This is a genomic window from Johannesbaptistia floridana, assembly GCF_057440575.1.
Genome location: NZ_JALKVM010000371.1, coordinates 1 through 24,466, shown reverse-complemented (window position 1 = coordinate 24,466; position 24,466 = coordinate 1). Strand labels below are relative to the sequence as shown.

Here is a 24,466-nt window from a genome sequence, read left to right as displayed (position 1 = left end):
AGATGCAAGATCTGAGATAAGGTTATGCTGAAGATGATACTTTGAAGACAAGTTCGTTAAAAACATCAAAGTTTACATAAAAACTTGATTCGATATGATAAAATATATAATATAAATAATATTTTTACTAAAAAATAATGAAGGTTGAATCCTGCTGCTTAAATTTACTATCTATTCTCTTACCATTATTGGATAATGAAAAAAAAGGGACTTGTATTGAAATTGGTGTAGGAAATCTTAAGCTTTATTCTGAAATGTTTGCACGTCTAGGGTTTAATGATACTGTAGTTGTAGAACCATTGCCGCTAAATAATCTCAAACAATTATGTAATGATCTTAAAATCAACTTAATTGAAAGTTGTGTTTCTGATATTAATGGTATACAGAATGTATATATAGGAAATTCTCATGGTTCAAAAAACCTAAATTTATATTCTCTACATTCAGACTGGTGGGATACTTATACAGAAAAAAAACAGGTTACATCTCTTACTTTACCGCAACTATTTATTAATATCAATGCCCAAAAAATAAATTGTCTAAAAATAGATGTAGAAGGTGCAGAACTAATTATTATTCGACAATTACAAGAGTTAGCTCCATCTCTAGTTCCTCAACTAATTATGTTTGAGTATAGAGTAGGTGCTAGTCAACAAAGTAAATTTAAAAATTTAACTAAAGACTCTCTTAAAATCTTAAAAAACTGTGGTTACAGCTTGAGTATATTTATAAGTGCAGAAGAAAATGCTACAGAAAGAATTTTTGATCTGCAAACCCTAGATATAGACAATGACTATATCTTCAACAATAACAATAATCAATCTGGTAACATAATTTGCTTGAGGGAATATTTTTTAAAACCTGCTGAAATTAGTCAATTGTGTTTACCGTTTCGTCAAAACCAAACAAGAGAAAATCAAACAATTCTTGATCAAACTGGAGAAAAATTAGTAATTGAACAATTTATTCATCCAGAAGATGTAGTTTTTGATGTAGGCGCTCATCTGGGCGATTGGAGTCAGTCAGTATTGAATAAATATAAAAATGTTCAAATACATTTATTTGAACCATTCCCTCAAAACTATCACAAACTACTACAAAATAATGTTGATTTTCTAGAAACTGGAAGATTTTTTGCTAACAATTATGCCATTGGTGCAAAAGAAGAAATTAAACAGTTTTATTACTACATTAATCAACCTAGTTGGAGTACATTTAATCGCCGTCTTGAGATTGAAAAACACTATAATATTCAACCACCTCAAGTATTTCCAATTTTAACAACCAGTTTGGATCGATATGTTGAAAGAATGGGAATTAAACGAATCAATTTTTTAAAAATAGATACTGAAGAAGGAGAATTAGACGTACTGTATGGAGCTAAAAATTTACTGCAAAAAGGCGCAATAGATTTTATTCAGTTTGAAGATGGTGGAACTTTTTTAAATGCAAAAATTAATCTAGAACAAAAATTTAAGTATTTAACAAAATATAGATACAATATTTTTAAAATTCAGCCGAGGAAATTATCTTATTATTCTGAATTTGTTCCAGCTTGGGAAAATTATCAATATAGTAAGTTTTTGGCTTGTCATGAAAGATTTCCTATCAATATTGGTCAAGATATTGAGCAAAGTGATCCCATAGGAATGCTTGATCTACCAAAAATGTTTCACAAGTACAACATCACACCTAAAGGTATTATTCATTTAGGAGCTCATCAAGGAAAAGACGCGAAAGTATATCAATCTTTAGGAAGTAAAAAGATACTATTAGTAGAAGCAAATCCAGAAGTATTTGCTGAATTAGAAAATAATATTAAAGATATCCCAGAAGCCGAAGCTATTAATTGTGCTGTTAGTAATGAAAATGGTATGACTACATTGGATGTAACTTCAATGGGTGAAAGTAGTTCGATTTTACCAATAAAAAAAATAACTGAATACAATAGGATAATCAAGGAAAGTAAGCAAATAAAAGTACCTAGTAAAAAGTTAGATAATATACTCAAAGAACTTAATTTAAATCCATCTGATTTTAATTTTCTGAATATGGATATTCAAGGAGCAGAATTACTGGCGTTGGAGGGTGCTAGTAATTTACTACAATACATAGAGGCAATTAATACTGAAATTAACTACGTAGAATTTTATGAAAATGGCGATGTGATAGATCAGATAGATCAGATAGATCAATTTTTAGAAAACCATGGTTTTATGAGAGTGGCAACCACCACTCCCTATCACCTTGTTTGGGGAGATGCTTTTTATGTGAAAAAACCAGTAATCACCATGTCTAGTTTAGGTGACAATGGTGGTTTTGCTAATCAACTTTTTCAATATGCTTTTTTAAAAATATACTCTCAAAAACACAATCTGCGATTAGAAACACCATCTTGGATTGGGCAGTATTTATTTGGATTTCAAGACCCACCCATAACTAAGGAATTACCTAGTTTAGATACCACTTATGAATCGTGTTCTGTGCCAATTATTGCTGATGAAACAAAAATACATCAAAATGTAAATTTTTACGGATTTTTTCAAGATCATACCCGTTATTATGCTCCTTATAAAAACTATTTTCGTTCTTTATTTCAAGTATCACCAGAGCTAAAGGCACAATTAGAAACAGCATGGAACAATCTTTCTTTAAATAATAAAACAGTAGTAGCTCTTCATTTGAGACGAGGTGATTTTGGCTATGATTACTTTTTTGTTGCCCCTAGTAAATGGTATCAAGATTTTTTAGAAGGCTTTTGGGAAACTTTAGATAATCCTATATTATATATTGCCAGCGATCAACTAGAAAAGGTAGTAGATGATTTTGCTCAGTACAAGCCAATAACAGCAAGAGATTTAGGGGTTAATATCCCTGAAGCCCCATTTTATCCAGATTTTTGGGTTTTAAGTCAAGCTGACGTAGTAGCCACATCTAACAGTTCTTTTTCCTTTACTGCATGTTTACTAAATGAGCGGGCTAAATTCTTTTTCCGCCCTCATTTGCTTACATCAAAATTAATTCCTTTTGATCCCTGGCATAGTGAGACTATATTAAAAGATATGACAGCACAAGAATATGTTGCTAAATCTTTATTTCAAGATAATAAAATTAATCTAGGAATTTTTCCAGATTGGCAACAACCACAAGAAGATTTATATCAGGATTTATCACAAGCCATAAATTTGCTCATACAGCATCCTCAATCTGAGAAATTAAGATTGTTTATTGTTTTTCATAAAATACCCCAAGAAGAAGTGCATGTGATACTTGATTATGTAATTATGAATATTTTCTTAGAAACTAACCAGAATGAAATAAATCAACAACCAGAAATCTGCCCAATTCCTTGGTTCTCAGATTTTAAAAAATTACTGAAAATTAGGGGTAGAATTGCTCTATCTAGAGAAAATCAAGAAATAGTGACTAAGGCTAATACTCCAGTAATCGATATTAGTAATATAAATTTTTAACAACAGGGATATTTGCAATAATTTTTTATTTAAACATGATTAGCGCTGATGGTAAATGGTTGTATTTCTAAATCTCGCCACTCCCCACGATATCTCTCTCTAACTAGGGGTTTAACTAAAAATTTAGGAGGAAACCCTTGTGAAACTTCGATACGCACAGCAGAATAAGGACGACGAACTGAATTACCATAACCACTATAGCCGAGGAATAAATGCGATCGCGCTACTATTCCTTGAGGAATTTCTGTTAATTCTATAGCTTCAGGATTCTGACGACGTAGACTATAGCCACTCCCGCCACAAATCAGCCAATTAATATAGGAGTCAGCGTGTCCTGTATTTTCCGTCTGTAAATATTCTAAACAATGGGCATGACCATTTAAAACTAAATCCACCAAAGGATAATTCTCTCTTGGTAGTTTTACTTCTTTGGCTACTTCATCTAATACCCAGCGTAAATTTCTTCTTACTGCCAAAGTTTGGGCTTGATTACATTTATTTACTTCAGTTACATAAGGTGGATGATGAAAATAAATAACTCTGCCTCTGATTTGCTGATTATGCCAAGATTCAATCAAGCGATTTTTCAACCATGTTAATTGTTCTATATCTACAATCATGGTCCCCTCGGCGTTCAGTTGCTTCTCTATATCGAGCTTAATTTCTTCAATTTGTTCTAATTGCCCTTCTAATTCGCCAATTTGTTCGGGAGTGTCTCCTAATTTTTCTTTATTTTCCCATAATTCTAACTCTTGTTGCTCAAGTTCTTTGAGTTGTTTTTCTAAATTATGACGATAAGCATCTCCAATGGAATCAGATGGTAAAGGAGAAGGAGAGTTAAAAGTATTAGAATCAAGAGCAAAAAAGTCAATTCCTCCATAGGAAAACTGATAGTAGCGATTCGGTAGACGAGTAAATTTTCCTGGTTGATAATATAGGGCTTTTCCTGTTTGGGTTTTAGCAGTATAATGCTGGTTTAAATGAGCTAAAAGCTTTGTTTGAGATGAGAATTGTTGGAGATAATCCAAAAAAGCTTTGGCATAAACTTCACCCTGGTTAGAACCCTCCCAGCCTAGATTTAATTCTACAGGAAGACCCATGAATAAACGCAAAGGGGCGCTGGCTTGAACTACTAAACTGGAGTAGAATGGTAAGTCGTAGTAGTCGTGATTGCCTAATACTGGTAAAAATGGCCACCGAAAAGTCATTTTATCGTAGCTAATTTGTTGGGGGTATTCTCCTCCCTTGAGTAATTCTCGATATGGTTGTATAAAATTTTTTTGATAATATTCCCTGGAACCTACCTGGTAAACTAGATCCCCTGTGTGTAAAATAAAACGACAGTCTTCTAGATTATTCAAGATTTTTTCTGCTATCTCTCGTTGAGGATGATGTTCAGAATGAGAACCTGCGCCACTATCTCCCATTACTATAAACGAGAAATTGGGATCTTCTCTTCTTTCGTCATCAATTACTAAGCTAGTTTGATCGATAGACTTTTGAATTATTAGAGGATGCTGCCAAGCTACACGCCCCTTCATTTTACTAATTTTGTCCACAACGGGTGGATCTGTGACAAACTTCATTATTTTTAACTTTTTTTGTCAAGAATTTTAAAATATTGTATCAAATTATCTATCTTATAATTATTTCTGAGGGTTAAACTGTTAACTTAGAGTAAATCTACTAATTGATCATTAGTATTTTCAATTATTTTTAAGTATTATAACTTATGGTTGATCAACGATCTTTTTCTAATTGTACTAGTCATAACTTTGAAATAGCTGCCCTGATTAAATTTCGCTCTTTAGCTATTTCTCTACCTCAAGCGTGCAAAGTCTATCGAGAAACTGGGGGAAATTCCGCTGTTTTATGTATTGATTTTCAAGCTTGTCCCACACAAATCAATCAAGCTAAAGCTACAGAAGATTTAATTGCTAATTCTGTGAAAAAACTAAATTTAGCTAGTTCGATAATTTTTAAACTTGGTAATAAAGTTATTGGTTGGACACAAATCAGCTATTCTCAATAATTATAACCCTAGAAAATATACTTATTCATTTTATGAGCGATTCTAATTCAGATAAAGATAAATTTCTTTACCCTTTTGGTAAATACAAAGGGGAATTTACTCCCGAAAATTTAGTTCTTAATGCGAATCTTCAAGAATTTGCTCAAAGAGTCTCTTTGATTTGTGGTTTAGAGGCTAATGGAAAAATTAAGCCTCTAGATGCTTATGATAAAATTAAAGAACTTTGGGAAACATTAAAAGAATCTAAAGAAAATATCTTGGGTCAAGATCAGGATTAATTGTTAGCACTATTAACTGATGTTACCGCCAAAGGTAACCCCATACTCAGACCCTCGCATCTTTATCCAAAGTTACTTGTGGATGAATCTTGAAGTCTTGAAGTCTTGAAGTCTTGAAGTTTTGAAGTAAGAAGTCTTAAAGTAAGAAGTTATGAGTTATAGCATTTCAAAGGACTCATGAGGTTGTACCTAACTCTCGGAGCCTCGGTGCCTCTCTTGCCTCATATCTTGCACTCCTAAAAAAGTACAGAAATTGGCCGACAAGGGAGAATCAATTTTTAAGCGTTTAGGATCAATTCTCTTACTTATTACTTGAAAACTTCAAAACTCATTACTTAACCACAACAAGTAACATTAGGTAAAGATGCAAGATCTGAGCTTGTCCCGTCCTCACCGAAATGTTAAAAACCTACCCGCTCTGAGATTACCTGCTCAAAATTGCCAGCCTTTACCAGTTAATGGTTTGGGGTCACAAATAACTTATGAAGTGGCGGAGAGCGCCTCCCAATAACTCAAGATTATTGACCAAAAAACAGCCTCTAAGGCGCTCTCCGCTTTCGCTGGCAATTTTGAGTAAGTTTATTGCACCCCACCAGCAAATGAGTGGAAAAGGTGCGAGTGATGTGAGTTACCTGCAAGATTAGTTAAGACGGCAATTTGTTGAAAGTAGAGCTATTCTAGATAGAGAAGCAAAAATGCCTTAAGAATACCGCAAGATCTAATTTGTTTACTCTACTTTCTGAATATAATATAGCGTAATCCTATCAACATCATGATTAATTTACCTAATTCTATAACTCTCTCTCGTCTGGTAGGAATACCCTTTATTCTCTATTTATTAGGGGATCCTACCACCGAAAAACGTCTAATTGCTTTAACTATTTTTGTAATTACTGCCGCAACTGATTGGTTAGATGGTTATTTAGCTCGTAAACTTGAACAAGTTACCGAATTAGGGAAATTTTTAGATCCCTTAGTGGATAAATTACTAGTAATTGCTCCTTTATTAGCTTTGATTCAGTTACAACAAATACCAGCTTGGGGAGTATTTTTAATAGTTGGTCGAGAAATTGCCATCGCCGGATGGCGAGTTAATCCTAATCTACAAAAAAGTGAAAACATTACTGGTGCAAATATTTGGGGTAAACTCAAGACAGTATCTCAAATTTTCGCTATTTCCTTATTAATTGCCCCACTATCTGCTGATTGGTATTACTCTCAACTAATTAGTTTTTGGTTAGCAGTATTTTTAACAATTTTATCTGGTTTTCTTTACTTTAAACAAGCGGTAGATACTCAAGGCTTAAGTTAGAGAAGATAGTGAAATTAATCATGAATATCGGAAAAACGGAAAAATTTTTAATTTTTAATTTTATTTCTTTCCCAATTGTTAGCTGTATATTAACTATTATTTTAGGACTGAAAATCGGCTTAATTTTTAGCTTGTTAATGCTAGTTATTTTCAATATTTTCTTCATATATCCCCGTTGGGGATTATGGTTATTTCTCATTTATCTTCCCTTTTCTGGTACAGTTACCTATAGCTTCGATTCTGTTTATCAACCTGTAGATGGCTATGTTAATTATGCTGATTTTTCTTTTGGTTTACACTTAATTAAAGATTGTTTTTATTTTCCTGCTTTAGCTTCTGTCCTTGTTAATAGTTCTTGTTTGAATCGCTTAAGAATAAAATATAAGTTGCTATTTTACGCGCTCACAGCCTTACTAATCACATGCCTAGCTTCTTTATTTTTCGTCAACTTTTTTGGGAAAATCAACTATCAATCTAGTAATAATTTATTTATTATAGGCATTTTAGGACTAAAATTATTTTTAGGATATATGCCTTTAATTATCTGTGGATATTATTTAATTCGTAATCATCAAGATTTACTGATTTTGAGCCGGGTTAATAGTATTATAGTAATAGTTTGTTGTCTACTTTGTTTAACTCAATATATTTTACTAGTAAATGGTGTTTGTGAAGGGAATATGAACTTACCAGAGCCAGCGGCTTCACGAGCAAGTTTACAAGCAAGATGTTTTGTAGGGGGGTCTTTACTATATAGACCTGAATGGGGATTAATTAGGTTACCAGGAACTTTTGTGGCACCTTGGCAATGGGGATGGTTTTTAATAGCTAATACTTTTTTGAGTTTCGGAAGTTATCTAATTGAACCTAAAGTAAGCTGGAAATTTATAGCAAAAATAAGTCTAGCTTTAATCTTTATAGCAACTCTAATTTCTGGTCAAAGAGTAGCTTTTTTATTATTTTTCCTATCTTTTATACTTTTATTCATAGTTAATAAACAATATCGCCAAAAAAATTTTTTAATCATGATCAGTGTGACTATCTTAACATTAATAATGGGTAATTCAGAGATTTGGGGAGAAAGTGTCAATAGTTTTATAGAAAGATGGCAATATGCACCACCTCACCAATTTATCTGGAAACAATTTCAATGGATAATCGAAGTAAAACCAGGATTATTGGGAAAAGGATTAGGTACTACAGCAAGTGCTTCACGTCACATAGGAGAAATTAAACTAGTAGAAATATTTCCACTAAAATTATGGTATGAAATAGGATGGCTCGGTTTACTAGTTTTTTTGGTAACAGTATCAATTATTTGTGGGATGACGCTAAAAGTTTATCTGTCACTAGAGAAACAATCATATCGCAATTTGGCAAAATCTCTATGGTTATTTATAGTCTTGATTAGTTATAACGTATGGTACTATCCTTTAGTAGTAGATCCAGTGGCTGTATACTACTGGTTTTTCATTGGAGTATTGTTAAAACTTCCAGAAATTGAAAAAAATTAGTAGAAATAAAATTTATGGAGATTCTCGCAGTTTTTCTCTCTGGCTTGATCGCAATCATTAGCCCCACAGGAATAATCACAGAAACACGAATAGAAAAGGCAATACGCGATCGCGCCGCCGCTTCAGAAACTATAGTAGTGCGTGTTGATAGTCAGCCTAATTATTCTTTATTACAAGGTAAAGCTGATAAAATAAGAATAGCTACTAGAGGTTTATATCCAATACCTGGGGCAAGAATAGAGGCATTAGAGATAGAAACGGGAGAAGTTGACGTTAAACTCTTGAGAAATCAACAATCTGCCTCTGTTGTCAATCCTATTATTCTAGAGCAACCTTTACAATTAGCTTTACGGGTAGTCCTTCTTGAAACTGACTTAAATCAAGCCTTAGAATCAGTAGAAATTCAATCTTATCTAGAAAATACTATCAGTCAAGCTAGTGGTGGCAGATTTCCTCCGAGGAATTATCGAGTTGATAGGATGGAGTTAAAGATGCTGAGGGAGGAGAGATTACAATTAAAGCTAAATCTACAATCAGAAAATTTAGCTACCACAAAAAACCCAGAAATAGTTATATTATTAGAATTTGGATTTAAAATTACCCAGGGGAGAAGTATAGAAATTATAGAACCAGTTGCCGAAATAAACGGCAGAAAAGTATCATATAGGTTGCTTGAAAATTTTTTAGAAAGAATTAATCAAGTTTTAGATTTAAGAACATGGGAATCCTTGGGAGTCACAGGGAGAATTTTGCAACTAGAAATAGTTGACGGAGAAATTAATCTAGCAGCTATAGTTAGTTTAGAGCAATCAAACGCGATCTATGTACAATAAAGTTAATTTATTTAACTGTTTAAGATGTTTAAGATTGGAGCAATAAATATTTATGCGTCGTAAACCTCAAAAAAAAGGCATTAATCTAGGCTTAGTAACCTTAGTTTCCGTAGCTTTACTTTCCCTAGGGGGAGGAGCTGCTTGGTGGGCTTATAAATCATTTACCACATCATCTTCTGGTAATCTCCCTGAGCCCCAGCCTCCTAGTATTTCTACCTCTCCTGAGATAATCGAATCAGAACCAGAAAACGAGCTTCTTCAAGTATATTGGCTAAATAATGAAAGTCCAGAGATATCTTTAGTTCCAGCATCAGTATCCTCAGAAGTTGATTCTGCCACTTCAGAAGAAGCTTTGAAGAACACGATGGAGATACTTTTAGCAGGCCCGGACCAGGACAAGTACGTAACTACTATACCACAAGAAACCAAGCTCTTGAATTTAAAAGTAGAAGCAGATGGTGTTCATGTGAATCTTTCTGAAGAATTTACCTTTGGTGGTGGAAGTGCTCAAATGACAGCACGTTTGGCCCAAATTATTTACACATCAACTGTTCTTAATCCCAATCAACCAGTTTGGATTGATATCGAAGGAGAACCTTTAGAGGTTTTGGGTGGAGAAGGATTAATAGTTAATCAGCCGATGACTCGCGCTGATTTTGAGCAAAACTTCAGTTTGGCAGAAAAGTAATTAGTATAAAATATTACTTAACTTGGTTTAACCCAAATTAGAATTTCACCATATTCTATTGGTTGACCATTTTCTGCAACAATTTCCATCACTTGTCCATCTATTTCTGATTCTATTTCATTCATCAGTTTCATTGCTTCAATTATACAAACAGTTTGACCCGAGGTAATGCGATCATTAACTTCTACATAACTAGGCTCTCCAGGAGCGGGAGCACGGTAAAAAGTACCAACCATGGGAGAAGTGATCGCTACCCAATTCTTCTCTGGTGGAGAATTACCTGTATTCTCTAGAGGATTAACAGGAATCGATAAAATAGGATCCCTTTCTAGAAGAGATTCCCCTGATTTTGTTTCTACTGATTTAGGGGATACATTTACATTGGCTTCTTGACGAACAGTTAATTCAAAATCTTCGCTTTTGAGATTGAGTTCCGTAATCTGAGTTTTAGCGATCGTCGTTAACAGTTCGCGCAATTTTTCGTAATCTATTGACACTACGCATATATCCTATATTGTTAATTAATTATTTAGTGAAGGGATGATTATCAAAAATTGACAATCAAGCCAGTATTTATGTTTCTAATTAGAGGGAATAGGGGCTATAGCTCTGTGATTGCTCTCAAACTATAGCACCTTACTAAACTTATTCTCTACCAAGATATTTATCATCACGAGTATCTATTTTAATACGCTCGCCTATGGAAATAAACAGGGGAACCATTACTTGGGCCCCAGTTTCCACAATAGCAGGTTTAGTACCACCCGTAGCCGTATCACCTTTGACACCAGGATCTGTATCAGTAACTTCTAAAATAACCGAAGTTGGTAATTCTACCTCTAATACTTGTCCGTTCCAAAACAGAACATTTACCTCCATTCCTTCCGTTATGTATTTCACTCGATCGCCAATTTGTTCTGAACCTAGAGAGGTTTCTTCAAAAGTTTCCATATCCATAAAAACGTATTGTTCAGCCTCTTTATAAGTATGCTGCATAGTACGCTTTTCTAGATTAGCTTGAGGAACTGTTTCCCCCGCTCGAAAAGTCTTCTCAACCACATTCCCTGTTTGCACATTTTTAAGCTTAGTGCGAACAAAAGCAGACCCTTTACCAGGCTTGACGTGGAGAAATTCCACTACTCGCCAAACAGAACCATCTATTTCAATGGTTACGCCACTACGAAAATCATTGCTAGAAATCATGTGAAATCATTTGTGCACAGACAAGTTTATATTTTACCTGATTTAGTACTCTTGCCCAAATATTTATATTAACTAAAACAAAAAACTTGCAGTTTCTTTCCCTGTTTCGGGTAAAATTCAAATGTTTACCAAATTATCAAAAAAACATGGCAACTAATCTGCATTTAGATTCTGCACAGTTAAATAAAATTATGGAAATCACTCGCTCTGTAGCTTGGGGGGCTAGTGATATTCTTCGTCAATACTATAAACAAGATATTCAAGAAAATCAAGAAAAAGGGAAAGATGGTCCTGTAACCAAGGCAGATTTAGCTTGTAATCATTATATTTTAGAAAATTTACAAAAATCTTTAAATGATCCTGATTTTGGCTATTTGAGTGAAGAAACTTATCAAGGCACAGAACCTCTAACAGAACCCTATGTATGGATTATTGACCCTCTTGATGGAACACGGGATTTTATAGACAAAACTGGAGAATATGCAGTTCATATTGCTCTAACTCACCAAGGCCGCCCTATTTTGTCTGTGGTTGCCATACCTGAAGCAGAAAAAATTTACTATGCTATCAAAGATGAGGGGACTTACGTAGAAACTAAAGATGGTAAAACTGAAAAGATTAAAGTTTCTTCGAGAAACCAAATTGACACATTATTTCTTGTAGTCAGCCGTACTCATAGAGATGATCGCTTTCAAAACTTAATTGACCAATTGCCTCTAAAAGGAAGGAACTACGTGGGAAGTGTAGGAAAAAAAATAGCCACCATCTTAGAACAACAATCGGATGTTTATATCTCTCTATCGGGAAAATCTGCCCCAAAAGACTGGGATTTCGCGGCGCCGGAGTTAATTCTCACGGAAGCAGGCGGACAAATGACTTATTTTGATGGTAAACCCTTAACTTATAACAAAGGTGATGTTAAACAATGGGGTGGAATCATGGCTAGTAATGGTCACTGTCATCAAGAATTGTGTGAAAAAGCCATCGCTCTTTTAGCTGAAATTGATGCTTAATCATTAAAGGTTTTCCCAACTCAAGCCCACGGGCTTCTAGCCCTGGGGGGAGGGGAAGTATTAAAACCCGTTTATTTAGAACTACTAGGAGGCAAAACAGCCAGAATAATTAAAGAATATACAGGAAAAGGAATAGCGAGCAAAAACCAAAATAGGGGGTCTCTCTTCTTGTTTATCGCCATATTACGACACCAAAAGGCCAACAACCCCGTAAATAAAAACAGCCCTGAGGCACCCGATGCTGCTCCTGTAATCATGCTACCTAGAATAGTGAGAATTATACCTCCTAAATAGGGAAGGGCTATGCAAGCGGCGATCGCTCTTCTGACTATTTTAGCTTGTTCAGCTTTGAAGGAACTAGGCTTGGCATTCTGATTGCGGGTAATGCTATTAATAACCGCAGGATAAACTTTTTCTTGCTTATATTGTGATTTTACAGGAGGAGGGGGACTTGGTTTACTAGCGGAAAAAGTCGGCTTAGGGGCGATTAAATCGGCATTTAAATCCCTTAACACGGCTTCTGTTGAATGGTAACGCTTATTTACTGCTGGTTCAACTAATTTATTGAGAATTGTCGTCAGTTTATGGCTAAGGGAGTTATCAGGAGGTAGATATTGCTGCCATACCCAGGTATTTTCTGCGCTACTAAATAAATCAAATGGATTAACATTAGTTAAAAGATGAAGACAAGTTACCCCAAGACTATAGAGATCGCTATTAAATTGTGTTTCTCCTCTGAGTTGTTCTGGTGCTGCATACTCAGCAGTTCCGATTATACCTGTAGTTTTGCTTCTACTCCCTTCATCAAGATATTTAGCTGCACCAAAATCAACTAAAACTAATTTATTATCTCTACTTCGTCGAATGATATTTTCTGGTTTGATATCCCGATGAATTACCTGTTTAGAGTGAATAAATTGTAAAATCTGGAGTAAATCAGCTAAAACCACGTAAATTTTTGCTTCATCGAATACACCATTATCTCTTAGTTCTTCTGCTAAATTTTTACCTTCTATATATTCTTGAACTAAATACTGTTTATCTTCATAATTAAAATACGATAGAAGTTCGGGTATTTGGGGATAATCGCCTAATTCATCCAGTCTATCGGCTTCTTGTTTAAATAATTGAGAGGCTCTTTCTAAATATTGACTTTCTTGACTACTAGGCGAAAATTGTTTAATTACACAATAAGGACGAGAGGGTTTACCTTCATCAACTGCTAAAAAAGTTGTGCCAAAACCTCCTTGACCGATAACTTCAAGTGCCCGGTAACGCTCTTGAAATAGCAATTTTGCTCCACATCTTTGACAGAAGTTGGCTGTTGCTGAGTTTTTAGAAAGGCACTCAGGTACAAGACATAAGCTCATAAGAATAATTAATTTACCGAATAAATTCTATTATAGTTTATTCCTTACAAGTTAAGCATAAAGAGAAGTTGTGATCGCCATTGAGGCAGTAAGGAAATCGGGTTTTTTTGTCGGCGATCGCCTAGAATATAAATAATAAAAACTATATAGGATAAAATTAAAACAGCTATTGATAGGGAAAAGATATGAGTAAACGTAATAATTTTGCCGGAGGCTTACTACTAGGTAGTGTGGTTGGAGGTTTAGTGGGGGCTTGTGTCGGAATAGTATTGGGGTCTCGCTCTTCTGATGATCTTGCCAAAGACAACAACCAATCTTCTGATGATTTGCCTATTTCTGATTATTCTAACCAATTAGAAACCGTTAATAACTCCTCTGTGAGTTTAGAGGCAAAAATAGCCGAATTAAATACCGCAATTGACGATATGCGCCACAAACTTAATCTGGTTCACAATATTGAAGAAACTGATACTCAATAGTTAGCTACTCTTGTTTGAGTTGATAATTAGGAAAAAAGATAAAACAAAGAAGAGTGATGGCTAAAATGGGAGTATTTCGGTGCATAAAGTAATTATTTGGGTGATATCTCACACTTAGAGTAGATTTTGCTTAAATATCACCAGAGTTTTTCTTGTCTTTCTTTAAAAATTGTCAAGGCTACAATATAACTAGCAAGAGATATTGATCAAGACAAAAGTTAATTAGAGGTGTCAATACTTCCTGAGAAAGGTTAACATAAGTTAATGATACTTAAAAAAAGTTTTTCTGGCTTTTCGGGATTGAAAATCCCTCGGCAAAAAACCAATGTAGTAAAAAGTCACCATGACCAATAAGGAGATAAAAAAGAGTGAACAAAAATAATAAAAAATGGCGGAACGCAGGGTTATATGCTCTCCTAGCAATAGTAGTCTTAGCCTTAGGGACAGCCTTTTTAGGGCAACCATCTCAGAGTCGAGAAACCTGGAAATATAGTAAGTTTGTTTCAGAAGTAGAAAGCAACAGAGTAGAAAGCGTTAAACTAACACCAGATCGCGGTCAAGCTTTAGTAACAGCTCTAGATGGAACACCAGTAGTTGTTAACTTACCTAACGATCCAGAATTATTAGATCTTTTGGTTAAAAACAATGTGGATATTTCAGTTATCCCCCCGAGTGACGATGGTTTCTGGTTCAGAGCTTTGAGTAGTCTTTTCTTCCCCATCTTATTATTAGTAGGGCTATTTTTACTCCTACGTCGCGCTCAAAGTGGTCCTGGGTCTCAAGCCATGAACTTTGGCAAATCCAAAGCCAGAGTACAAATGGAACCCCAAACACAAGTTACCTTCGGCGATGTAGCAGGAATTGAACAGGCTAAATTAGAACTAAATGAAGTAGTAGATTTCTTAAAAAATGCTGATCGCTTTACCGCAGTAGGTGCAAAAATACCTAAAGGAGTTTTATTAGTAGGACCTCCAGGAACAGGTAAAACTCTCTTAGCCCGCGCTGTAGCAGGAGAAGCTGGTGTACCATTTTTCTCAATCTCCGGTTCAGAATTTGTGGAGATGTTCGTAGGTGTAGGGGCATCACGAGTCAGAGATTTATTTGAACAAGCAAAAGCTAACGCTCCCTGTATCATCTTTATCGATGAGATTGATGCAGTAGGCCGTCAACGGGGCGCAGGTTTAGGCGGTGGTAACGATGAAAGAGAACAAACTCTTAACCAGTTACTCACAGAAATGGACGGTTTTGAAGGCAATACCGGAATCATCGTAATCGCAGCTACTAACCGCCCTGATGTTCTCGACGCAGCTTTACTCAGACCAGGTCGTTTTGACCGTCAAGTAGTAGTAGACCGTCCAGACTATGCAGGTCGTCAAGAAATTCTCAATGTTCATGCCCGAGGTAAAACTTTAGCCAAAGATATTGACTTAGATAAGATTGCCCGCAGGACTCCTGGGTTTACTGGTGCTGATTTGGCTAACCTCCTCAATGAAGCGGCTATTTTAGCGGCTCGTCGTAATTTAACAGAAATCTCCATGGATGAAGTTAATGATGCCATAGACCGCGTTTTAGCAGGTCCAGAGAAAAAAGAACGCATCATGAGTGAAAAACGCAAGGCAATTGTAGCTTATCATGAAGCAGGTCATGCTTTAGTAGGGGCTTTGCTACCAGATTATGATCCAGTACAAAAAGTGAGCATAATTCCCCGTGGTAATGCTGGTGGTTTGACTTGGTTTACACCTAGTGAAGAAAGGGTAGAGTCTGGTTTGTACTCTCGTTCTTATCTGCAAAACCAAATGGCTGTAGCTTTGGGTGGTCGTTTAGCTGAAGAAATCATCTTCGGAGAAGAAGAAGTAACCACAGGAGCTTCTAACGACTTACAACAAGTAGCTAACAGCGCTCGTCAAATGGTAACTCGTTTCGGGATGAGCGATCGCCTTGGTCCTGTAGCATTAGGAAGACAAAATGGTAATGTTTTCCTAGGACGTGATATCGCCTCTGATCGTGATTTTTCTGACGAAACTGCCGCAGCTATTGATGAAGAAGTTCGTATCTTAGTTGAACAGGCATATAGTCGCGCTAAAGATATCTTAGTTAGTAATCGTCACATTTTAGATCAAATAGCGCAACTACTTATCGAAAAAGAAACTGTAGATGCTGATGAGTTACAAGAGTTGTTAGCAAATAATGACCTGAAAATGGGTGTTATCGCTTAACTTTACTTATAGCAATAACTTAATTTAATATCTTTAGGGGAATGAGTTAATTCATTCTCTTTTTTTGTAGCATTAAATCTAGTATTGACTTAGATCTTTCACTCCTAAAAAAGTACAGAAATTGGCCAACAGGCGAGAATCAATTTTTAAGCGCGATCGCATTAATTCTATTACTTCAAAACTTCAAAACTTCAAAACTCATTATTCATCCACCACAAGTAACTTTGGATAAAGATGCAAGATCTGAGATAAACTTCAAACCTCTTGAGCAAAACTCGTAACACGAGTCACGGTAGGGTGTGAAGTGCGCGGAGCGCGTAACGCACCGAATTATATTAGAAGAAACAGGTAGTCAGGGTAGCGTGAACCGCAAAGGAGCGCGTAACGCACAAATTATCTTGTGAGTACGAGATAATCAACGGTGCGTTACACTTCGTTAACGCACCCTACAAATCTCCTTACTCATTACTCAACCACCACCAGTAAATGAGTCAGGGTAGGGTGTGAAGTGCGCGGAGCGCGTAACGCACCAAATTATCTTGTGATTACGAGATAATCAACGGTGCGTTACACTTCGTTAACGCACCCTACAAACTAACGCACTCTACAACCTACGATTTCAATCTCTATTTGGCTCATATCAAAGCACGCAAATACAAAATTACAGAAATTGGCCAACAGTCAAGGTAGGGTGCGTTAGCGCGGAGCGCGTAACGCACCGAATTATCTTGTGAGTACGAGATAATCAACTACAAATCAAGCGCCACCAGTATAAACTTCAAACCTCTTGAGCAAAGCTGGTAATACGAGTAAAGTGAAAAGGACCTGCAATTGAACCCCAGACCATTTCATCAGTTACTGGATCAAAACCTCTATCAAAACTAATAAGTTTTTCTTGGTCAATTTCAAAACTATTATCTAAATAAGTTTTTCTGCCTTTGCGTTCGACTATACAAGCCTTCCCTGGTTTAATAACACCTTTAAAACTTGAGCCATTCCATTCTATATCCATATCACAGCCATCAAGCTTCTCTAGTTGTTCAGCAGTTAGGGTTTTGAGTTTATCGCGATCGCGTGCTGCACCTATAAATTTTTCTTGGTCTTTAACCCGGTAATTTTCTAACTCGATGCGATCTTCGACTATTTTAAATTTTAAAACTCTTAAGCGATAGGGGGCATTCAGCATAAAATCATAGGCTTGTTCTAAAAACAAACTAGTTGCTGATAAAACACTTTCTGGTAAAGGGCGCATACATACGCGAATATGGGCAAAAAATGGGGGATTATCGTAAGCTTGCTGTTGATTACTAAAATCCGCCGCCATTAGACGTGCTAAAGTTTTTATTTGTTCAGATTGATTCATGATTTTAACCGAAATAATAAAAATTGTGTCACTTGTTCTTCTCTAAAGTTATCATCACTAACTAAAATTAGGCTGGGATCACCCGATGCTAAAACAGGACCCAAAGTCATACCCTCTAGGTTATCTAATTCGATATTTAGTTGGCTTAAATCTATCACTAATTTTTTCTGTATTGGTTGAATTCTACTTAAGTCGCCAGTTAACTTAGCTACACTATTTATATCAGTAGCATTAGCAATCACCAATTGAAAAATTTTAGCACCAAAACCAGATAAATCAAAAGTTCGTTCTAAACTCAAAAAATAACCTTCTTGAGGAAGTGCTAGTAATTCAGTTAAACCATTATCTAGAGTATCTGGATAAGGATTTGCTTCTAGAGAATAGAGATGTTCAGCCACTAAAATAGGAGGACCTACAGAATTTATCACATAGTGCATCATCCGAATTGGTGAATTTTTCTGAGGTTGTTGATTGTCATAATCTTGTAGCAAAGAGGACTCAGTAGCAGTAAATAGACGAAATGGGTCATCTGGAAGTAAACTATTAGGACTAAGAGACAAAGCTTCAAAGCCTTTGTTTTCAGCCATTCCTGTCGGTGGTTCTGTTGTATTGAGATAACGCTGCGGGATATTAAGACTACTTTTGAGTGTGCCATTCTCTAGTTCATATTCTTGAATAAAGGGAGCAATTTTACTGCTAGGAATACCTTCACTAGAGATATAAATACTTTCCCTGGGAGAAATAGCGATACCTTCGGGATCTATACTACCAGGAGGATAAGTTTCTTGTTGTTCATTTTTGAGGAGAGTTACTTTTTTGATAGTGGCATCGGTGATGGTGTCAGCGTCGATTTGAAGATTGATGGTGTAAAAACGAGCTGGTGCCAAATTACTGCGGTCATCAGAAATAGCCAGAAAATCTCCGGTTTGGCGATTATAAGCTAAACCCGAGAGACCACCTACTGTAGTCCCCTGCCATTCTTGTTTTGGGAGTTGATATTCTCCTAAAAATTCGAGAGAGATGGGTAAAAATAATCTGTCTTGGGCCATCACTCGTGGCGAAATTGCACAGCCACCTACTAAAATAGCCAATATCAAAGTAATTATTATTTGCATAAGGCGATCATTCAAATCAATAGTTTAATAATGTTTTCTTCTTATCGTTCTTGGTTACTCCCCATAGCTATTTGGCTATGGAGTACAGTAGTTCTAGCTCAGCCTCCTTCTCCTTTAGAGATTACCACACCTGATCCCTTACTTCCTAGTATCGACAGACCTTTAACTTCTTTTGAGAATTATCGCCTTGAAAAAGCAATTGAGGAATTAGATAAACAAGCCATGGCTGAATTAGCCGCAGGTAACCCAGAAGCAGCTTTTACTACTTGGTATCGTCTTCTAAGATTAGAAAGAGTTTTAGATCCCTTAAGAGAAATTAAAGCTTTGGGGAGAGTTGGCAGTATTGCTTGGGAAAATGAACGAGTTAATGATCTCAAAATAATTACGGCGCGTTTAGAAGTAATTGAACAAGAATTAAATAATTCTACTGATGTAGATTTAAGTTTTTTGCAAAGTTTAGGGGAAGCTTATCAACAAATACATAATTTACAAAGGGCGATTGTTGTTTATGAAGAATTATTAACCAAAGTACGTATTCTCAATGATACTCAACAAGAAAAAGAAGTTTTAACTATCTTAGGGAAATTATATATAGCCCGCTTTGATTATCTCAATGCTGCTACTATTTACGAAGACTTACTTAGTATAGCTCAAGCAGAATCTGATTTTTTACAAGAGGGAATTTATTTACAAAAATTAGCGGAAATATACAGCGAAGCGCTACAACCAGAAAATGCAATAGTAGTCAAAGAGCAACTGGTAACTACCTATGAAAACAATCAACAATTAGATGATTTGGCAATTCTAAAACTATCTCTCGGTTCAGATTATCAAGCTTTGAATCAAGTTGAAGATGCTAGTGCTAATTATCAAGCGGCTTATGATTTAGCTATCTCTCAAGAAAAATACGGTTTAGCCGCAGAAGCTAAGTTGAGAATTGCTAATCTATATTACAGTGTTTCTGCCTATGACCAAGCTTTGAGCGCCTATAGAGACCTTTTAGAAGTGTATCAAAATTCCTACGATTTATATGGTTCGATGAATGCCTACGATCAAATTGGTAAAATTTATACTCAACAGGAAAATTATCAACAAGCTTTAAAGGCTTTTCAAGCAGGATTAAATCTGGCTGAATCCTTGAATTATCAACAAGCTTATTTTAATGATCAAATCGCTAAAACACAAGAGAGATTAAATAACAATGACTAAATCAATAGCTTTCCTCGGATTAGGAGTCATGGGAGGTCCTATGAGTGCTAATCTTGCCCAAGCTGGCTATCAAGTAAAGGCTTGGAATCGTACCCCAAATCGTCCAGGAGTAACCGTTGCCTCCGAAGGTGGCGCCACAGTTGTTACCTCTTTAGAGTCTGCTGTAGGAGAGGCAGAAATTATTTTTTCTTGCCTCGGTGATGTGCCTGATGTGCAAGAAGTGTTATTAGGCGATCGCGGTGTGATTAATTTAGCTTCACCGGGAGCTATAGTGGTAGATATGACCACAATCGGGTCTGAAGCTGCTATTAACCTTGGTAAAGCTTTCCAAGAGCGAGGATTCGGTTTTCTTGATGCCCCAGTCTCAGGGGGTGATATTGGTGCTATCAACGGAACTCTTACTATTATGGTAGGAGGTGATCAGGAGCATTTTGATAAATGTTATCCCCTGTTTACAGTTATGGGTAAAAATATACATCATTGTGGTCCAATTGGTAGTGGTCAAGCTGTTAAGATGTGTAATCAGGTCCTCGCCGCTGTACATACGGTGGCTTTGTGTGAAGCCTTAGAACTCGCTAATCAACAAAATATTGACCCTAATTTAATTGTAGAAGTTTGTAGTACTGGTGCCGCTGGGTCTTGGGCACTAAGTAATCTAGGTCCGAAAATTATCGCTTCAGATTTTAACCCGGGATTTATGATTAAGCATATACTTAAGGATCTACGTCTGGTTAAAGATAGTTTTGATTCTCAGGAAAAAAGTTTCCCTGGGGTAGATTTAGCTGAAAGTTTATTTAAATTGGCCGCAACTTTTGATGAGGGCAAAGGCGCTGAACAGGGTACTCAGGCTATGTTTCGCTCTTATAAACAAAAATCACCTGATGTATAGCAGTTCCCATTCTTGTGAGGTACAAAGGTTATCCTTTTGAGGCAGGAGGCACCTCAGATCTTGCATCTTTATCACTCATTTACTGGTGAGGGTTGAGTAATCAGTAATGAGTTTTGAAGTTTTGAAGTAAAAGAATTAATGCGATCGCGCTTAAAAATTGATTCTCCCCTGTTGGCCTATTCCGTACTTTTGCACTTGCGGGCAAGATATGAGTCTCCGAATCACCGCTCATAAAAAAAGGTAGTTGCATATTTAGTTAAGTGGTTAAGATTCAGTCGAGATAGGGATTTTAAAATGTGCAACGGGAGAGTTTGGTGCGTTACGGCAATTAATTACATCATGCTGAATTCCAAAGTGTTATTTATGCTAATACGCACCCTACAAACTATAATCTTTTGAAAAAAAGTAGGGGCGCAAGGCTTGCGCCCTCATTTATCTTACTTTTTCACCCGTATCCTATGTAATTTAACATAGGAAAAGCGATCGCCCCAGGCGCAAAAACTTTTCCAATCTCCCACTTTATTATTCGTCCACAATTACTTCATGTATTTTTGCTATAATCGGATTGTTAGTAACTTTTTTCCAACTGTTTAACAAGATTATTTGTGTAAAAAAATGATCGTTATTTATTTTGAAATCTCTTAACTAAAATAGCGATCGCACTTCATCAACTTAAACTAATTGTTTATAAACAGAACCATTGTATCTTCGTAGCTTATCTATCAGGGAACAACAATTAGGAGAAAATCATCCCGATACCGCATCCAGTCTTAATAACTTAGCATGGTTATATAATTCTCAAGGACGTTACAGTGAAGCAGAACCATTGTATCTTCGTAGCTTATCTATCAGGGAACAACAATTAGGAGAAAATCATCCCGATACCGCATCCAGTCTTAATAACTTAGCATGGTTATATAATTCTCAAGGACGTTACAGTGAAGCAGAACCATTGTATCTTCGTAGCTTATCTATCAGGGAACAACAATTAGGAGAAAATCATCCCGATACCGCATCCAGTCTTAATAATTTAGCAGGGTTATATTCTTCTCAAGGACGTTACAGTGAAGCAGAACCTTTGTTTCTTCGTAGCTTATCTATATGGGAACAACAATTAGGAAAAAATCATCCCGATACCGCATCCAGTCTTAATAATTTAGCAGGGTTATATTCTTCTCAAGGACGTTACAGTGAAGCAGAACCTTTGTTTCTTCGTAGCTTATCTATATGGGAACAACAATTAGGAAAAAATCATCCCGATACCGCATCCAGTCTTAATAACTTAGCAAATTTATATAAATCTCAAGGACGTTACAGTGAAGCAGAACCTTTGTTTCTTCGTAGCTTATCTATCAGGGAACAACAATTAGGAGAAAATCATCCCTCTACCGCAACCAGTCTTAATAACTTAGCATGGTTATATAATTCTCAAGGACGTTACAGTGAAGCAGAACCATTGTATCTTCGTAGCTTATCTATCAGGGAACAACAATTAGGAGAAAATCATCCCTCTACCGCAACCAGTCTTAATAACTTAGCATGGTTATATAATTCTCAAGGACGTTACAGTGAAGCAGAACCATTGTATCTTCGTAGCTTATCTATCAGGGAACAACAATTAGGAGAAAATCATCCCTCTACCGCAACCAGTCTTAATAACTTAGCATGGTTATATAATTCTCAAGGACGTTACAGTGAAGCAGAACCATTGTATCTTCGTAGTTTATCTATCAGGGAACAACAATTAGGAGAAAATCATCCCGATACTGCAACCAGTCTTAATAACTTAGCATGGTTATATTATTCTCAAGGACGTTACAGTGAAGCAGAACCATTGTATCTTCGTAGCTTATCTATCAGGGAACAACAATTAGGAGAAAATCATCCCGATACCTTAACTGTGAAATTAAATCTAAAAGTGTTGCAAATGCAAAAACGATTAGAGTGCAATCAAGAAACATTAATTAGTATTTTACAATCAATGGCACAAGCGAATAATATTCCGCAGTTAAATACAGAAATAGCATTACAGTTGTTAGAAATTATGGAGAGTCAACCACAGTTAATTGAGGAGTTACAAAAACTATTGTAGGTTAAGATTCAATCTGAATAGGGATTTTAAAATGTGCAACGGGAGAGTTTGGTGCGTTACGGCAATTAATTACATCATGCTGAATTCCAAAGTTTTATGTATGCTAATACGCACCCTACAATCTTTTCAAAAAAAGTAGGGGCGCTCATACTTGCGCCCTCATTTATCTTACTTTTTCACCCGTACTATGTAATTTAACATAAGAAAAGCGATCGCTCATATTTTTGTTAAAATTTCCTTGGCTATCGCAACGCCTTTTTAAATTTTTTGTACCCAAGAAATATCATTGGTAATAAACTAATAGTTGCAGTAGGTTCAGGAATAGAAGTAGCTCTAAATTCAATTAAAGTACCAAATAATAAATCACCATCAGCATTAAAAATCTGGTCTAAAGAATCAATTCCATCTGGTCTTACTTCCACCTGAGAAATTACTCGACCTCCAGGAAAACTTGTGGGACATCCTTGAGGAGCATTATTTCCAGTATATCCAAAGGGTTGCCAATTAAGAAGTATATCGCAGGTGCTGGTTTCTACATTATTTAAATCAATAACCTGTTGAGATGGGGGTTGATTACAAGTTCCTAATACTTCATTTTCATCTATAAAAGAACTAATACTTAACTCAATACTTTGATTCCCCTCGTCAAATCCATAATAACGCACACGAAAGGGGTTCCCCCCAGTAGTTTGTTCTAAATAAACCGCTTCTTGATCTCTAGGATTCCCCGTTGCTGTTACTGAACAATTAGACATATTAATTAGGGGAACACTTCCATTACTAGCTACCTGTTCACTATTATCAAAGATTCCTGTAAATAATTCTACTACTTCTTGCAATTGTTCAGAAATAGGTGGTTCTGTTGCTGCTTGACTTTCTGAACCCCAGAAAATAATTGAGAATAAAGCAAAACTGCTAATTTTAATAAATTTATTCATATTGGACTTTGGTAACACAATTCTTTCAAAGATTTTAACAAATAACTGTTATACTTCAAGGGATGACAACAAGGTTGTCCTCATATCTTGCCCCAGTACTTATGTACTAAATTAACCCCCTTCGGGCGAGGCAGGAGGCAGGAGGCAGGAGGCAGGAGGGAAGATTTTTAGTTAAATTAAAGTAAAGCCTTTGTGCCTCGCCCAATCGGGTTGAAGTCCCCCACCAAATCGAAGACTTTGGTGGTCTGCGGTTAGATATGGGTTAATACTAAATCCGGTTTTCAAAACCCATTTTTAAAATTCAGCAAAAATGGCTTGAACTCCTCTTGCCTGTTGCCTCTTGCCTGTTGCCTTACCTCACAAATAAGTATGTTTTCACCAACAGGATATGGTATAAAATCCCCATCTATACCAACCTCCAGCAAAGCTGCCTTTCAACTCCTGCCTCC

Annotated in this window: 19 protein-coding genes and 1 pseudogene; 13 read left to right on the top strand and 7 right to left on the bottom strand. The window is 36.0% G+C overall.

The window, feature by feature from the left end; genetic code table 11:
* Positions 1-137 precede the first annotated feature (137 nt).
* Positions 138-3,473, top strand: coding sequence for an FkbM family methyltransferase (locus MW688_RS20750; protein WP_486737916.1), 3,336 nt, complete (start codon positions 138-140; stop codon positions 3,471-3,473).
* A 29-nt stretch (positions 3,474-3,502) separates the two neighbouring features.
* On the opposite strand, the gene MW688_RS20745 is transcribed toward MW688_RS20750, so the two are convergent.
* Entirely contained in the window at positions 3,503-5,059 is a 1,557-nt protein-coding gene (locus tag MW688_RS20745; protein ID WP_486737915.1) for a metallophosphoesterase family protein, read from the bottom strand.
* A gap of 146 nt (positions 5,060-5,205) precedes the next feature.
* Between MW688_RS20745 and MW688_RS20740 the strand changes: the two genes are divergently transcribed.
* From MW688_RS20740 to MW688_RS20715, 6 genes are all read left to right on the top strand, one after another.
* The gene (locus MW688_RS20740; protein WP_486737914.1) at positions 5,206-5,505 is read left to right on the top strand and encodes a hypothetical protein; all 300 of its coding nucleotides are present in this window, start codon (positions 5,206-5,208) and stop codon (positions 5,503-5,505) included.
* A gap of 32 nt (positions 5,506-5,537) precedes the next feature.
* Positions 5,538-5,783: a DUF7219 family protein gene (locus MW688_RS20735; protein ID WP_486737913.1), complete on the top strand. Its 246-nt coding sequence runs from the start codon at positions 5,538-5,540 to the stop codon at positions 5,781-5,783.
* A 775-nt stretch (positions 5,784-6,558) separates the two neighbouring features.
* On the top strand, positions 6,559-7,095 hold the full coding sequence (pgsA, locus tag MW688_RS20730; RefSeq protein WP_486737933.1) for a CDP-diacylglycerol--glycerol-3-phosphate 3-phosphatidyltransferase: 537 nt from the start codon (positions 6,559-6,561) through the stop codon (positions 7,093-7,095).
* Positions 7,096-7,115: 20 nt separating this feature from the next.
* The gene (locus tag MW688_RS20725; RefSeq protein ID WP_486737912.1) at positions 7,116-8,609 is read left to right on the top strand and encodes a hypothetical protein; all 1,494 of its coding nucleotides are present in this window, start codon (positions 7,116-7,118) and stop codon (positions 8,607-8,609) included.
* A gap of 14 nt (positions 8,610-8,623) precedes the next feature.
* The gene (locus tag MW688_RS20720; protein WP_486737911.1) at positions 8,624-9,442 is read left to right on the top strand and encodes an LmeA family phospholipid-binding protein; all 819 of its coding nucleotides are present in this window, start codon (positions 8,624-8,626) and stop codon (positions 9,440-9,442) included.
* Between the two features lie 52 nt (positions 9,443-9,494).
* A complete protein-coding gene (locus tag MW688_RS20715) occupies positions 9,495-10,130 on the top strand; it encodes a GerMN domain-containing protein (RefSeq protein ID WP_486737910.1) in 636 nt (211 codons plus the stop codon).
* A 17-nt stretch (positions 10,131-10,147) separates the two neighbouring features.
* Here MW688_RS20715 and accB read toward each other — a convergent pair whose 3' ends face one another.
* Positions 10,148-10,627 carry an acetyl-CoA carboxylase biotin carboxyl carrier protein gene (gene accB / locus MW688_RS20710; protein ID WP_486737909.1) on the bottom strand — a complete coding sequence of 160 codons (480 nt, stop codon included), beginning with the start codon at positions 10,625-10,627 and terminating at the stop codon, positions 10,148-10,150.
* 148 nt (positions 10,628-10,775) lie between these two features.
* Entirely contained in the window at positions 10,776-11,333 is a 558-nt protein-coding gene (gene efp, locus MW688_RS20705) for an elongation factor P (RefSeq protein ID WP_486737908.1), read from the bottom strand.
* Positions 11,334-11,479: 146 nt separating this feature from the next.
* Here efp and MW688_RS20700 point away from each other — a divergent pair, with 146 nt between their 5' ends.
* Positions 11,480-12,346, top strand: a complete 867-nt coding sequence (locus MW688_RS20700; protein WP_486737907.1) for a 3'(2'),5'-bisphosphate nucleotidase CysQ family protein — start codon at positions 11,480-11,482, stop codon at positions 12,344-12,346.
* Positions 12,347-12,417: 71 nt separating this feature from the next.
* On the opposite strand, the gene MW688_RS20695 is transcribed toward MW688_RS20700, so the two are convergent.
* Positions 12,418-13,716, bottom strand: coding sequence for a protein kinase domain-containing protein (locus tag MW688_RS20695; RefSeq protein WP_486737906.1), 1,299 nt, complete (start codon positions 13,714-13,716; stop codon positions 12,418-12,420).
* Between the two features lie 185 nt (positions 13,717-13,901).
* On the opposite strand from MW688_RS20695, the gene MW688_RS20690 reads away from it, so the two are divergent.
* Positions 13,902-14,195, top strand: coding sequence for a ssl2009 family thylakoid membrane protein (locus MW688_RS20690; protein ID WP_486737905.1), 294 nt, complete (start codon positions 13,902-13,904; stop codon positions 14,193-14,195).
* A 368-nt stretch (positions 14,196-14,563) separates the two neighbouring features.
* Complete coding sequence (ftsH3, locus tag MW688_RS20685) at positions 14,564-16,411, top strand: ATP-dependent zinc metalloprotease FtsH3 (protein WP_486737904.1); 1,848 nt, start codon at positions 14,564-14,566, stop codon at positions 16,409-16,411.
* A gap of 778 nt (positions 16,412-17,189) precedes the next feature.
* Here the strand turns inward: ftsH3 and MW688_RS20680 are convergent.
* Positions 17,190-17,774 carry a CpcT/CpeT family chromophore lyase gene (locus tag MW688_RS20680; RefSeq protein ID WP_486737903.1) on the bottom strand — a complete coding sequence of 195 codons (585 nt, stop codon included), beginning with the start codon at positions 17,772-17,774 and terminating at the stop codon, positions 17,190-17,192.
* On the bottom strand, positions 17,771-18,889 hold the full coding sequence (locus tag MW688_RS20675) for an esterase-like activity of phytase family protein (protein ID WP_486737902.1): 1,119 nt from the start codon (positions 18,887-18,889) through the stop codon (positions 17,771-17,773). Before MW688_RS20675 ends, MW688_RS20680 begins: the two co-directional genes overlap by 4 nt.
* 30 nt (positions 18,890-18,919) lie before the next feature.
* Here MW688_RS20675 and MW688_RS20670 point away from each other — a divergent pair, with 30 nt between their 5' ends.
* The 3 genes and pseudogenes from MW688_RS20670 to MW688_RS20660 form a co-directional block, all read left to right on the top strand.
* Positions 18,920-20,098, top strand: coding sequence for a tetratricopeptide repeat protein (locus MW688_RS20670; protein WP_486737901.1), 1,179 nt, complete (start codon positions 18,920-18,922; stop codon positions 20,096-20,098).
* On the top strand, positions 20,091-20,987 hold the full coding sequence (locus MW688_RS20665; protein WP_486737900.1) for an NAD(P)-dependent oxidoreductase: 897 nt from the start codon (positions 20,091-20,093) through the stop codon (positions 20,985-20,987). The genes MW688_RS20670 and MW688_RS20665 overlap by 8 nt, the downstream gene beginning before the upstream one ends.
* A 694-nt stretch (positions 20,988-21,681) precedes the next feature.
* Positions 21,682-23,079 (top strand): annotated as a pseudogene (locus MW688_RS20660) (tetratricopeptide repeat protein); the annotation flags it as partial.
* A gap of 242 nt (positions 23,080-23,321) precedes the next feature.
* Here the strand turns inward: MW688_RS20660 and MW688_RS20655 are convergent.
* Positions 23,322-24,017: a chromophore lyase CpcT/CpeT gene (locus tag MW688_RS20655; RefSeq protein ID WP_486737899.1), complete on the bottom strand. Its 696-nt coding sequence runs from the start codon at positions 24,015-24,017 to the stop codon at positions 23,322-23,324.
* Between the last annotated feature and the right edge of the window lie 449 nt (positions 24,018-24,466).